Origin of the sequence: Haloarcula taiwanensis (assembly GCA_002844335.1) — an archaeon.
Classification (GTDB): domain Archaea; phylum Halobacteriota; class Halobacteria; order Halobacteriales; family Haloarculaceae; genus Haloarcula; species Haloarcula taiwanensis.
In genome coordinates, this window is record CP019154.1 from 95,528 (window position 1) to 107,707 (window position 12,180).

Sequence of the window (12,180 nt, forward strand, 5' to 3'; positions counted from 1 at the left end):
CATGTATAAACGGGTACGCCTACGCGATACGGTCGAAGTCCCGCCACGCTTTCTGGCGGAGGTCAGTCCGGGGCTGGTCAAACGGCTCCTGCAAGAGAAGCTCGAAGGTCGGATGGACGAGGACGTCGGCAGCGTCGTCTCGGTCATCGAGGTCCACGACATCGGTACCGGTGCCGTGTTGCCGAACAAGCCCGGCGTCTACTACGAGGCCGAGTTCGACGCGCTCACGTTCGACCCGCAGATGCAGGAAGTGGTCGACGGGGAGGTCGTCGAAGTCGTCAACTTCGGGGCCTTCATCGGCATCGGGCCGGTCGACGGGCTGCTGCACGTCTCCCAGATATCCGACGAGTATCTGGCATACGACGAGGAGAACCAGCAACTCGCCTCTCGCGAGTCCAACCGCACGCTCACCGTCGGCGACGCCGTCCGGGCGCGTATCGTCACCAAGAGCATCGACGAGCGCAATCCCCGCGACTCCAAGATCGGCCTGACGGCGAAACAGGTCGGCCTGGGCAAGCACGGCTGGCTTCAGGAGGAGCGCGAGCGCCGCGAAGGCACGGCGGAAGCCGGTGATAGCTGATGGCGGACCGCCTCGTCTGTCGCGACTGTCACCGTGTCCAGAGTGCGGAGATCGAAAGCCAGTGTGAGGCCTGTGGCGGCACCGCACTGACCGAGGACTGGGCCGGCTACGTCGTCATCGCGCACCCGGAGCGCTCCGACATCGCCGCCGAGATGGAAGTGACCGAGCCGGGCAAGTACGCGCTGAAAGTCCGCTAACGTGTCCGACGTCGTTCTCGAACTCCCGAGCGGCCTGCGAACGGAACTGAAAGAGCCGCTCGGACGCATCTACACCGACACAGCGGCGCTGCTGGGCGACGCCGGCGACCCGATTATCGCCGTCGGCGACATGGTCACCTACCACCTCGTCGAGGCCGGCCGCGTGCCGGACCTCGCGCTGATCGACGAACGGACCAAGCGCTCGGCCGTCGACGCGGACGTGACGGCGGCCATCGGCGGCTTCGACCGGGAACTCGCCGTGGCGAACCCGGCCGCGACGCTCACCGCTGAACTGCTTACTGCACTCAGGGACGGTATCGACAGCGATGGAACGACACTTCTGGATGTCGACGGCGAGGAGGACCTCGCCACGCTCCCTGCGGTGCTCGCTGCGCCCGCAGGAGCCAGTGTGGTGTACGGCCAGCCCGACGAGGGGATGGTGCTGGCCGACTGCGACGACGCGGCCCGGGACCGGGTTCGGTCGCTACTGGAGCGGATGGACGGTGACGCCGAGCGAGCGATTGCACTCGTGTCGAGCTAGCCGCAAAAAACGCAGACCGGTTTTATTCCGGCCGTGGAACGCTGAGATTCTGCATTTCCGTCTCACACCGGTCACAGGAGACTGTCGAGCGGTCGCTACAGAGCCGCTTTCCGCAGTCTGGACATTCGAACAGCTGTTCATCGTCGTCGCATGGGGCGGGGTCTGACCACGTTGGCATACTTGGTACTAATTAGCATTTGTCATGGCATAAACCTTGCTCATACCGGAATAACTTACGACGATTGTCCAAAGAAAGTGGACGTATGTTCACTCAAGCACGTGGACGTGTCTGACAAGCGAGCGATGGACGCGACGCCGGAAGTAGTCGGTGACGGTCCAGCCCGCACTGGTCCCCGCATCGCGCCAGTCGCGGTCGGCGACCAGTACGCACCGTCTTGCGACGCGATTGGCTTCGCCGAGTGCACCGGCCACGAGGGGTGCCAGTTCCCCTTCGATACGGGACTGGCGGCCATAGGGAGCGTCGAAGACGGCGGCGTCGACGGCGTCGTCGGCCACCGGCAGCGCGGACGCGTCGGACCGGAACACCTCCCACTCGCCCGGCTCAGGATAGGCGTCTCTGTCGGGGTGGCCGCTCCCGTCGAGTGCGTATGTGAGGTTCTCGTGTGTCCCCGAGACCATCTTTTTTTGTGCGTCACCACCGACCACGTCGGCCCCGACCAGCCCCGCCTCCAGCAGGAGACCGCCGGTGCCACACATCGGGTCCAGTATCGTGGCGTCCGGGCCAGCCCCGGCGATGTTGACCAGTGCGCGGGCTTCGAGCGGGTCCATGCTGCCGGGCTGGAAGAACGGACGGTCTGTTGGCTGGCGGTCCCCGAAGTCGCGGACGCTCTCGGCGGCGAGCCAGCCCAGTGCACAGCAGCGCTTGCCGGTCCCGCCCTCCTCGTCGCCGGCGGGGTCCGAGAAGTAGGCATAGAGAACGTGGTCAGGGTTGTCGAGGTCGACGGCGAAGCCGCGATCGGTTAGGACGCCGCCCAGCGTCCGCTCGGCCTGTTGGGTATCGACGCCGGTGCTTGCTCGCACGTCGACGGCACGCACGGCGACGCTCCCCTCGCGGTCGATTGTCGCGGCCGACAGCAACGCGGCGGCGCTTTCGATGTTCGGGTCCGAGGTACCGAGCAGGGCACAGGCTCGGTGGGCAAACGCGAGGTGGCAAACGCGGTCGCTGATACCGCGCGCTGTCGCCAGTCCGGGGGCGAGCACGTCGACGGCGCTCGCGGCGCTTGCGGCTTCCCGCCGCGCGAACGCGTCGTCCTGCCCGCCGAGTTCGAGGACGTACACGCCCGAGCGGTGTGGGCGAGCGGCTATGAGCGTGCCGGTCGCGGCCGGGAACAAAACGCACAAACGACCAGCCGCCGAACCCGGAGTATGCTCCAGTCCGGGTTCTCCAGCCTCACCGGCGGTGGTATCCTCGCGGTCCTCGTGACCGTCCTCGTCACCTGGCTCTTTTACGCCGTCACCCTCCATCTGGCTGCGACGTTCTTTATCGGCGACGTGCCGAGCCAACTCGCCGCCAAGGCCGCCCTCGCGCCGGCACTCGTTTCGCTCATCCTTCAGCGCTGGGGCGTCGAGTCCGGCGTCGTCTCGGCCGACCTCGGCGTCGCAGTCGTTCTGTTTCTCACTCTCGTCGCCGACGGCATTGCCATCAGCCTCTCCTACCGGCTGTCGACCCGCTCGACCGCGCCGCTTGTGGCGCTCCACCTGGCGTTTGCGGCGGTGCTCGGGTTCGCGCTGAACAACATCTTCAGGTTCTTCTGAGCTTCTGAGCTGGGAATGAGGTGGGCTCGACTGTCGAATGTGGGCGCAGAGCGTGGCTTGCATACCGCGCCGGAGGCGCGGTTTTACTCTGAGCGCGGCCACAGGCCGCGACTCGGAGCCTTTTTAACGTAGGTTTTTGCGGCGGGGGTGCCCGCAGGCCGCAAGGCGGCCGAGGATTCCCTCCGCAGTAAAAAGGTACTATTCCACCAGCCGCTCTATCTCCGTCACGAGGATATCGCTCGCGCCCACGTCCTTGAGTGAGCTAATCGTCTCGAAGACGGCGTGTTCCTCGACGACGGCGTGGACGGCGAGCTGGTCGGAGCCGGCGATGTCCATCACGGTGGGGCCGCCCATCCCCGGAAGCACGTCTTTCACGTCATCGAGGGCGTCTTCGGGGGCGTTCATCATCAGATAGCGTTTGTCTTCGGCGGCGAGGACCGAGCCGAGCGCGGTGTCGACTTGCTTTACTTTCTCATCGTCGGCGGTGTCCTCGCGGGCGAACAGGCGCACGGAGCTTTCGAGCACCTCGTCGACGACGGCCAGCCGGTTCATCCGGAGCGTCGTCCCGGTCGAAGTGATGTCGACGATACCGTCGGCGATGTCGACATGGGGGGTCAGCTCCGTCGCACCGGACACCTCAGTCACGTCCACGTCCACGTCGACGCGGTCGAAGTATCGGCGGGTGATGGTCGGGAACTCCGTGGCGATACGGCCCCCCTCGAAGTCGTAGACTGTCTCGACGTGGCTGTCCTCTGGTGCGGCGAGGACGAGGCGACAGCGGCCGAAATCGAGGTCCCGGAGTTCGACGAGGTCGTCGGCGTCGGACTCTCGGACCTGGTCGAGACCGGTGATACCCACGTCGGCAGCGCCGTCCGCGACGTATTCGGGGATGTCGGCGGCGCGGGCGTACAGGACGGTCACGTCCGGGTCAACGGTGTCGGCGTGCAGTTGGCGGTCGGCCCCGTCGACCAGATGGAGGCCGGCCCGTTCGAGCAGTTCCTCGCTTGGTTCGTGCAGGCGGCCCTTGTTGGGGACGGCGATTCGCATACGCCTACTGGCAGGCCGTGGGGCAACTGTCTTTCCCCTCAGGCTGGCCGGGGCCTGTGGGCGGAGCCGCTACAGGCGGTCCCGGCGTGGGAGGGCAACGAAGGTCCCCGCAGCCAGCAGCGTCAGGCCAGCGAGACCGTAGAACGCGACGGCAAACAGGTTCTGGTCGGCGAGCAGGCCGACAGCCGTCGAGCCCAGTGAACTGATCGCGAAGAAACCGGTCCGGAGCAGCCCCCAGCCGGTCCCTTCGGCAGCGTCAGGCAGCGTGTCGACGATGTAGGCGTTTGCCAGCGGGCCGACGCTCATCCGAACCCCGATGAGGCCGGAGACGACGGCCAGCGGCACGACGCCGCGGACGGACGGAATGAGCACGAGTGGAACGGTACTGACGAGTGCGACAGCGGTCAGGACACTGGGCGTTCCGTATCGGTCGGCGAGCCGGCCAGTGGCTGTCTGTGAGAGCGCGCCACCGACGAACAGCACCGAAAGGAGCGCCCCGGCGGTCCCCTGTGAGATACCCCGGACCGTGACTAGGTACGTGGTGAGAAACGCTGTCACAGCCTGAAAGGCGAACAGCATCAGTGTCTTGCCTGAAACCGACAGCACGAGCCGGCGGTTGCGAAAGCCGGTGAGAACCGTTCGGAGGTCCCGCCGGAGGCTCCGTTCGGACTCGCCGGTCGGACGGTCCGACACCGAGAGCCAGAGCGCGCCGGCGACAAGCATGAACAGGGGGGCGGCGCTGGCAAGCGCTAGCCGCCACCCGTACCGTGTGGTGACGAACGCGGCGACGGCGGGCAGTGCGGCCGCTCCGAGGGAGCCGGCGGCCATCACGATACCGAAGGCGGTCCCCTCGCGGGCGTCGAACGTCCGCGAGAGGGCGGTCCCCCGGGTGGGGCCGTACAGTCCCGTCCCGAACCCGAACGCGCCCGTCGCGATGAGGAACAGCGAGAACACCGGCGCGAAAAAGTAGCCCAGCAGCCCGACGCCGGACAGCAACGCCGCGGCCACCAGCAGCGTCCGCTCCCCGATTCGGTCGATCAGCACCCCAGCGGGAAACTGAACCGCCGCGTACGTGAGCCAGAGCACCGTGACCGCGAGCCCCGCCTGCGCGTTCGAGATGACGAACTCCTCTCGTATCGTCGGCAGAACCGCGGGCACGACAAACCGCATCCCGAGGACGAGGAACCAGCCGGCGGCGACGGCAAGCAGCATTCGGACTGGGCTCCCGTGCCGAATCGCGCTGACCCGCTGCCGGAGTTGCTCTGCCGCCGCCATTCTCTTGCCCGCTTGAACGCGCCGGAGCCGAAAGACCTCTGCGGAACAGGCACTGCTGTCACCGCTACCTCGCAGAAAGGCGTGGTAATACGACACACGGCGGCGCTGTCGACCCGGCGAACTAAGACCCGCGGTTGCGAAGCCATCGGCATGAGTGAACTCCTCGTCACCGGCGGGCAGGTCCTCCGGACAGACATGACCGTTGAGCGTGCGGACGTACTGGTTTCACAGGACAGCGGCGACATCGTGGCGGTCGACGAACCGGGAACACTGGACGGTGATGACGAACTCGACGCCAGCGACGGCCTCGTCATTCCCGGGCTGGTCAACGCTCATACACACGTCGCTATGACGTTACTGCGCGGCCTCGCGGACGACAAGCCCCTCGACGCGTGGCTCCAGGAGGATGTCTGGCCGGTCGAGGCGGAACTGACGCCCGAGGACATCCGTGCCGGCGCGGAACTCGGGCTGGTCGAGATGATTCGTTCGGGGACGACCAGCCTCTCGGACATGTACTTCGCGGTCGAGGAAATCGCTGAGGCCGTCGACCAGGCCGGGATGCGGGCGGTGCTCGGGTTCACGGCGGTCACGGTCGGCAAGGACGCCGAGGGCGCGCGGGCTGACCTCGAAGAGAGCCTCGACGTGGCTCGAAACCTCGACGGCGCGGCCGACGGCCGGGTTCGGACGACGTTCCAGCCGCACTCGCTCACGACCGTTGGCGAGGAATACCTCCGGGAGTTCGTCCCGCGGGCCCTCGACGACGACCTCTCGATTCACCTGCACGCCAACGAGACGCGCGACGAGGTGACCCCCATCGTCGACGAACACGGCCAGCGTCCGCTCGCCTACGCCGACGACATCGGCCTGCTCGACGGCGACACGTACGTGGCCCACGGCGTCCACGTCGACGACAGCGAAATCGACCTGCTGGCCGAGACGGGCACCGGCGTCGCCCACTGCCCGGCCTCGAATATGAAACTCGCCAGCGGGATGGCTCCGGTACAGGACCTGCTCGACGCCGGCGTCACCGTCGGCATCGGGACCGACGGCGCGGCCTCGAACAACGACCTCGACATGTTCGACGAAATGCGCGACGCGGCGATGCTCGGCAAGCTCGCGGCCGACGACGCCAGCGCGGTCGACGCGGGCACGGTCGTCGAGATGGCGACGGCAAACGGCGCGGCCCTGCTGGGCTTCGACAGCGGGCGCATCGAGGCCGGTGCGAACGCTGATTTGGCCGTCATCGACCTTGCCGCGCCGCACCTGACCCCGGCCCACGACCTCGTCTCGCACCTGGCCTACGCCGTCAACGGGAGCGATGTGCGACACACGGTCTGTGACGGCGAGGTGCTCATGCGGGACCGCACTGTCGAGGTGTTCGACGAGGCGGCGGTGCGGGAGCGGGCGAGCGAACACGCCGCCGCGCTGGTTGAACGGGCCGACTCTTAGCCAATCGAAGTGAAGTGGTAACTAAACGACGAGAACAGCGCATAAACGATATCGACGATTTTTGGACGGTCTCGCCGCGGCCGCGAACGGGGTGAACGAGTTGAACGGGAGGGGGTGTTTATCGCCCTCTCGGCGAACCTATCGGGCACGATGCGCACCAAACTCTTCGCACTGTACGCCGCTGTCGGACTGGTCGTGCTGGCCGCCGGGCCGGGACTGGCCGCCGGGGCGGGCTCGGCCGGCAACACCGCCGCGGGCAACACGCTCGCGGTCGGCGTCACACAGGCCGACGACGGCACGGCGACGGTATCGGTCACGGCGAACGAGACGGGCGTCGAGAACGCCTCGGTAGCTGTCGAGACGGTTGACAACGCCTCCTACGCCGGAACGGGCAACTACACGACCGACGACGCGGGCACGGTCGGGCTGTCAGCACCCGAGCAGAACGTCACGGTCGAGGTGACGGCGACGGCGGACAACCACACCGCGACGACGACGGCGGACCTGACCGTCGCGGCCGCGAACGTCACGGAGTTCGACACCTTCGGCCTCCGGGTATCGGCCTACGTCAACGACCTGCTGAGTGACGAGAACCGGACCGGCGGCATCGGCCCGGCAGTCGCCAGTTTCGTGACGGCGAACAACCCCGGCAACGCGCCGGACCACGCCGGCCCGCCCGCACACGTCACCGGTGAGAACGAGTCTGCCGACAACGAGACTCACCCCAGCGACCGGCAGGGTCCGCCGGCCGATATCTTCGGTGACGACGAGAATGAGACCGGAGACGAGAACGAGACGGAGGACCAACGCGGTCCGCCCGAGAACGCCGGCCCGCCCGAGGACCGCGGTCCGGACAGCGCTGAGGATGAGAACGAAACTGAAGACGAGACCGAGACGGACGACGACCGCCGTCGTCCCCCGGAAGACGCTGGGCCGCCCGAGGACCGCGGTAACGACGACGAGGAATCCGAGGAGGAAGACGAAGAGAACGAGACCGAAGACGAGGACGACGGCGAAGACGTAGAGAGCGAAACTGAAGACGAGGAATCGGAGGACGAGTCCGACGACGAAGAGAGCGCTGAAGACGACGAGGACAGCGACTCCAAGGAGTCAGGGGACGACGGCGATGACGGCGACGATAGCGACGACAGCGACGATGACGACGGCGGCGACCGCGGCCGACCGGACGACGCCGGTCCGCCCGCTGACCGCGGCAACTGAGCGGCTTCGGTAGCGTTTTAGGAGTTCTCTTCCTCTATCGTGCCATGACGACGCCTATTTCCGAGCGACTTGACGACCTCGACGAGGCACGCGATTCCGGCCGCCGAAAGATGGACTGGGCCATCCAGCATATGCCCATCTGCGGCGCGCTCCGCGAGCAGTTCGAGGCTGACCAGCCCTTCGCTGGCGAACGCATCGGCATGGCGATGCACGTGGAAGCCAAGACCGCTGTCCTTGCGGAGATCCTCGCGGTCGGCGGCGCGGAGGTCGCTATCACCGGCTGTAACCCGCTTTCGACACACGACGACGTGAGCGCCGCACTCGACGCCGTCGACGGCATCACCTCTTACGCCGAGCGCGGCGTCGACGACGAGGAGTACTACGCGGCTATCGAGGCCGTCATCGACCACGAGCCGACCATCACTGTCGACGACGGCATGGACCTCGTCGCGGCCATCCACGAGGACTACCCCGAACTCATCGACACAATCATCGGCGGCGCGGAGGAGACGACTACCGGCGTCCACCGGCTGCGCGCGATGGACGAGGACGGCGAACTCGACTACCCGGTGTTCGCGGTCAACGACACGCCGATGAAGCGCCTGTTCGACAACGTCCACGGCACCGGCGAGTCCGCGCTGGCCTCGATTGCGATGACGACGAACCTCTCGTGGGCCGGCAAGACCGTCGTCGTCTCCGGGTACGGTGACTGCGGCAAAGGTGTCGCGAAGAAAGCCAGCGGCCAGAACGCCGACGTGATTGTCACCGAAGTCGAACCTCGCCGCGCGCTCGAAGCGCACATGGAGGGCTACGAAGTGAAGCCGATGGCCGAGGCCGCCGCCGAGGGCGACGTGTTCATCACGACCACCGGCAACCGCGACGTCATCGTCGAGGAGCACTTCGAAGCGATGCAGGACGGCGTCCTGCTCGCCAACGCCGGTCACTTCGACGTCGAGGTCGACCTCGACGCGCTGTCCGACCTCGCCGTCGACACCTACGAGGCTCGCGACGGCGTCCAGACCTACGAGATGGCCGACGGCCGCCGCCTGAACGTGCTAGCCGAGGGCCGCCTGGTCAACCTCGCGACGCCCATCGCACTCGGGCATCCCGTCGAGGTGATGGACCAGAGCTTCGGCGTGCAGGCCGTCTGTGTCCGCGAACTGGTCGAGAACGGCGACGAGTACGAGGCCGGCGTTCACGCCGTCCCCGATCGACTGGACAAGGAGGTCGCCGAAATCAAACTGGACGCCGAAGGCGTCGACTTCGACTCGCTAACCGACGCACAGGCCGAGTATATGGATTCCTGGCAGCACGGGACGTAGAGTGGTCTGAGCGCAGCGAAGACCACTTACCAGCCGAGCGGCGAAGCCGCGAGACATAGTGAAGCCGACCGGAGGGAGGCCTCGGATACCAGAGCGGGGAGGGACGACCCGCGAGGGACGTAGAGCGGTCTGAGCGCAGCGAAGAACCTCCGACCGGAACGGCGAGCGGAACGAGCTGTAGAGGAGATCCGTTCTCGCCCCGGACGCGAGGACCGAACAGCCGACCGAGAGATCGAGGGTGGTAGGGTTTTCTGACTGGTGGGTGTGACACGCGATACCCGGACGGCCGGCCTCCCTGAGTCGGGATGCAAACACCCACCGTTCGACACCACGATGATTACGGTCGGGGCTGATGGCTGCATATGGCTGTCCACGAGACCGCGCAGATTGAGAATGCGACGCTGGGCACGGTCGAGATTCGAGAATACGTGACGATCCACGACGCCGACATAGACGACGGCGTCCAGATTTACGAGGGGACTTCGATCAAGAAGGCGACTATCCACGGACCGACCGATATCAACGCAAACGCCTACGTCGAGAACGCCACAGTCGGCGAGTCCGTCCAGATCGGACCCAACGCCTCTATCGTCGGTGTAACCCACGACCTCACCGACACAGGCATGGAGTTCCAGAACGACACGTTCGACGGGATAGTCATCGAGAACGGGGCTTTCGTCGGCGCTGGCGCGGTGGTCCTCCCCGGCGTCACGGTCGGCGAAAACGCCGTCGTAGGAGCCGGGACCACTGTAGCTGAAGACGTTCCGTCCGAGACTGTGGTCCGGAGCGCCACGGAAACGGTCCGCCGCTCCCTCTGAATCGCTAAGCTAGCAGCCGTCCAAGAAGCAGACGCTCGCTCCCGTGGCGCAAATAATATTTGAGAAGTGATATAATATCTCAGGGTCGTGGGGATATTCGTCCTATACAGACGCAAAACCGCTTGACACGTTGGTGTCGCCGACCGACTGCGGACTGGCGCTACTCAGTTACGTCAACGAAGACCGTCGACTGAATCCACGCAGACGGGTTCTCGGGGTCGCCGATGTGGGCGACCGTGTCCGCGCCGACGTCGTACTCTTCGAACGTCGCTCTGATGCCCTCTTGTGAATTGGCGTCGTGTTCGTGCGTCATCGGTGTGTTCAGTGTGTCGTTTGGCAGCTACCGCGTCGCAAGTGACTGCACTGGTCCGGTTCCTCGACCGGACCAAGTGTCGTCGCCGACCCGCGTCCTTACCACACCCTGTCAGTAGGGGATTGCAGGTATTTGCTTGTCTACTAGCTGTATTCACTTGTCGCCGGTCCGGGTCTATGTGTATAGCCCCACAGTCTAGCCGCCTTCGCTGCCGGACTACCTTTTGGGAACCTGACACTATCTATCTCGGTGACGGCAATTTTATTCGCTCCCATCCGAAAGGTGGTGGCAATGGAACCGCTCCACGCACGCTACCCCTTTCTGGCGCGGTCGCGGGAGGCCGTCGAAGCCGCGGCGGTGGACCTAGGCGAGATTGTCGCCACGGACGAGACGGTCACGGCGCGCGCGCTGGAGCGGGTCGAGTCGGCAATCACTGACGGGACCGTCGGAGAGCCACACCGGCGGACTCGCGTCGAACTGCTTTCGTACCCGGTCGCCCGCGTGCTCGTCTCGCTCGTCGACGTCCACATCTGTACCCGGAAGTACGCGCAGGCGGAAGCCGAGGCAGCGTACGACCGGTTCACCGAGGAGTTCGAAACGACCACAGAGCTGAAATCGACCCAGCGCGAGACGCTGGACCGCACGGAACTGCTTGCGGAGTTCGACCTCGCGAGCGCTGTCCGGGACGCCGGCGACGGCTACCGCGTCGAGGTCGGCGCGTATCTCGACCTGGCAGCCGACCAGCGGGGCGATTCCTGGCGGCTGGTCAATCGGCCACTGGCAGACGGCCAGGTTAGGATCACCGCCGAGGAACTGCACGTCCTGCTGAAACAGGCGATCCGTCACCGCGTCACTGAGGGCCTGCCGTTCAACGTCCCCGACGCCATCGCCGACGAACTGACAGCGGAGGTCGACCGGTTAGAGGAAGTCCTCTCGGAACTGGAACTCACCCGCGAGATCGACACCGTCGTCCCGGAGCTGTTTCCGCCCTGCATGAAATCGCTTCTCGACCGGGTCCAGAAGGGCGAGCATCTCGAACACCACTCCCGGTTTGCCATCGCGACCTTCCTCGTCGGCATCGGGATGACGACGGACGAGATCGTCGACCTGTTCCAGGTCAACCCTGGCTTCGGTGAGGAAGCCACCCGTTATCAGGTCGACCACATTCGCGGGGAGACCAGCCCGACGGAGTACTCGACGCCGGCGTGTTCGACCATGCAGTCCTACGGCGACTGTGTCAACATGGACGACCTCTGTGAGGCGATTTCCCACCCTATGGGCTACTACGAGCAGAAGTTAGACGACACCGACGAGGAGGAACTGGTCGACTGGCGCGAAGACGAGGGCGACGAAGAGGCCGACGCCTAGAACTGCTGGCGTTCGAGCCAGAGGCCGGCAGCGGTCATAAACACGACGAACAGCCCGATTGCGCCGATGAGCGCGTAGCCGCCCGTTGCCTCTACGGTTGACCCACTGAGATACATCTGTGAGACGGTAACAGTTGCGCCGACGAACAGCACGACGGCGACCGCCGAGATGACGATTTGCAGGAGCGTCTCCCGCTCGATATCCATGCTCTGCGGTTTCACAGGGCCGGCAAAAAGGGTATCGAAGCGCCGGAGCCCGCTGGCCGAGCGATTT

At 65.8% G+C, this 12,180-nt stretch carries 13 protein-coding genes; 9 read left to right on the plus strand and 4 right to left on the minus strand.

Annotation, left to right across the window (positions count from 1 at the left end):
* Position 1 precedes the first annotated feature (1 nt).
* Genes BVU17_00510 through BVU17_00520 form a run of 3 tightly spaced genes read left to right on the plus strand, consistent with a single transcriptional unit; the run spans position 2 to position 1,318 of the window.
* Positions 2-580: a DNA-directed RNA polymerase gene (locus BVU17_00510; protein AUG46081.1), complete on the plus strand. Its 579-nt coding sequence runs from the start codon at positions 2-4 to the stop codon at positions 578-580.
* Entirely contained in the window at positions 577-777 is a 201-nt protein-coding gene (locus BVU17_00515; protein ID AUG46082.1) for a DNA-directed RNA polymerase subunit E'', read from the plus strand. Before BVU17_00510 ends, BVU17_00515 begins: the two co-directional genes overlap by 4 nt.
* 1 nt (position 778) lies before the next feature.
* A complete protein-coding gene (locus tag BVU17_00520; GenBank protein ID AUG46083.1) occupies positions 779-1,318 on the plus strand; it encodes a hypothetical protein in 540 nt (179 codons plus the stop codon).
* A gap of 267 nt (positions 1,319-1,585) precedes the next feature.
* Here BVU17_00520 and BVU17_00525 read toward each other — a convergent pair whose 3' ends face one another.
* Entirely contained in the window at positions 1,586-2,617 is a 1,032-nt protein-coding gene (locus BVU17_00525) for an RNA methyltransferase (protein AUG48793.1), read from the minus strand.
* 87 nt (positions 2,618-2,704) lie between these two features.
* On the opposite strand from BVU17_00525, the gene BVU17_00530 reads away from it, so the two are divergent.
* Positions 2,705-3,094 (plus strand): hypothetical protein, encoded by a 390-nt coding sequence (locus tag BVU17_00530; protein ID AUG46084.1) that lies wholly within the window; start codon positions 2,705-2,707, stop codon positions 3,092-3,094.
* A gap of 198 nt (positions 3,095-3,292) precedes the next feature.
* On the opposite strand, the gene BVU17_00535 is transcribed toward BVU17_00530, so the two are convergent.
* Together BVU17_00535 and BVU17_00540 are read right to left on the minus strand one after the other, a co-directional pair.
* Positions 3,293-4,141, minus strand: coding sequence for an ATP phosphoribosyltransferase (locus BVU17_00535; protein AUG46085.1), 849 nt, complete (start codon positions 4,139-4,141; stop codon positions 3,293-3,295).
* Positions 4,142-4,210: 69 nt separating this feature from the next.
* Complete coding sequence (locus BVU17_00540; GenBank protein ID AUG48794.1) at positions 4,211-5,353, minus strand: MFS transporter; 1,143 nt, start codon at positions 5,351-5,353, stop codon at positions 4,211-4,213.
* 213 nt (positions 5,354-5,566) lie between these two features.
* Here BVU17_00540 and BVU17_00545 point away from each other — a divergent pair, with 213 nt between their 5' ends.
* From BVU17_00545 to BVU17_00565, 5 genes are all read left to right on the plus strand, one after another.
* Positions 5,567-6,865: an S-adenosylhomocysteine deaminase gene (locus BVU17_00545; GenBank protein AUG46086.1), complete on the plus strand. Its 1,299-nt coding sequence runs from the start codon at positions 5,567-5,569 to the stop codon at positions 6,863-6,865.
* Between the two features lie 150 nt (positions 6,866-7,015).
* Entirely contained in the window at positions 7,016-8,086 is a 1,071-nt protein-coding gene (locus tag BVU17_00550; protein AUG46087.1) for a hypothetical protein, read from the plus strand.
* A gap of 44 nt (positions 8,087-8,130) precedes the next feature.
* Positions 8,131-9,408, plus strand: a complete 1,278-nt coding sequence (locus BVU17_00555) for an adenosylhomocysteinase (GenBank protein ID AUG46088.1) — start codon at positions 8,131-8,133, stop codon at positions 9,406-9,408.
* Positions 9,409-9,770: 362 nt separating this feature from the next.
* Positions 9,771-10,226, plus strand: a complete 456-nt coding sequence (locus BVU17_00560; GenBank protein ID AUG46089.1) for a hypothetical protein — start codon at positions 9,771-9,773, stop codon at positions 10,224-10,226.
* 604 nt (positions 10,227-10,830) lie between these two features.
* The gene (locus tag BVU17_00565; protein AUG46090.1) at positions 10,831-11,907 is read left to right on the plus strand and encodes a DNA primase; all 1,077 of its coding nucleotides are present in this window, start codon (positions 10,831-10,833) and stop codon (positions 11,905-11,907) included.
* Here BVU17_00565 and BVU17_00570 read toward each other — a convergent pair.
* Positions 11,904-12,113 (minus strand): hypothetical protein, encoded by a 210-nt coding sequence (locus tag BVU17_00570; GenBank protein AUG46091.1) that lies wholly within the window; start codon positions 12,111-12,113, stop codon positions 11,904-11,906. The two genes, BVU17_00565 and BVU17_00570, sit on opposite strands and share 4 nt — an antisense overlap.
* Positions 12,114-12,180: the final 67 nt, after the last annotated feature.

Coding starts and splice junctions, on each gene's coding strand:
- BVU17_00510 (AUG46081.1), top strand. CDS start 2: ATGTATAAACGGGTACGCCTACGCGATACGGTCGAAGTCCCGCCACGC.
- BVU17_00530 (AUG46084.1), top strand. CDS start 2,705: ATGCTCCAGTCCGGGTTCTCCAGCCTCACCGGCGGTGGTATCCTCGCG.
- BVU17_00535 (AUG46085.1), bottom strand. CDS start 4,141: ATGCGAATCGCCGTCCCCAACAAGGGCCGCCTGCACGAACCAAGCGAG.
- BVU17_00540 (AUG48794.1), bottom strand. CDS start 5,353: ATGCTGCTTGCCGTCGCCGCCGGCTGGTTCCTCGTCCTCGGGATGCGG.
- BVU17_00545 (AUG46086.1), top strand. CDS start 5,567: ATGAGTGAACTCCTCGTCACCGGCGGGCAGGTCCTCCGGACAGACATG.
- BVU17_00550 (AUG46087.1), top strand. CDS start 7,016: ATGCGCACCAAACTCTTCGCACTGTACGCCGCTGTCGGACTGGTCGTG.
- BVU17_00555 (AUG46088.1), top strand. CDS start 8,131: ATGACGACGCCTATTTCCGAGCGACTTGACGACCTCGACGAGGCACGC.
- BVU17_00560 (AUG46089.1), top strand. CDS start 9,771: ATGGCTGTCCACGAGACCGCGCAGATTGAGAATGCGACGCTGGGCACG.
- BVU17_00565 (AUG46090.1), top strand. CDS start 10,831: ATGGAACCGCTCCACGCACGCTACCCCTTTCTGGCGCGGTCGCGGGAG.
- BVU17_00570 (AUG46091.1), bottom strand. CDS start 12,113: ATGGATATCGAGCGGGAGACGCTCCTGCAAATCGTCATCTCGGCGGTC.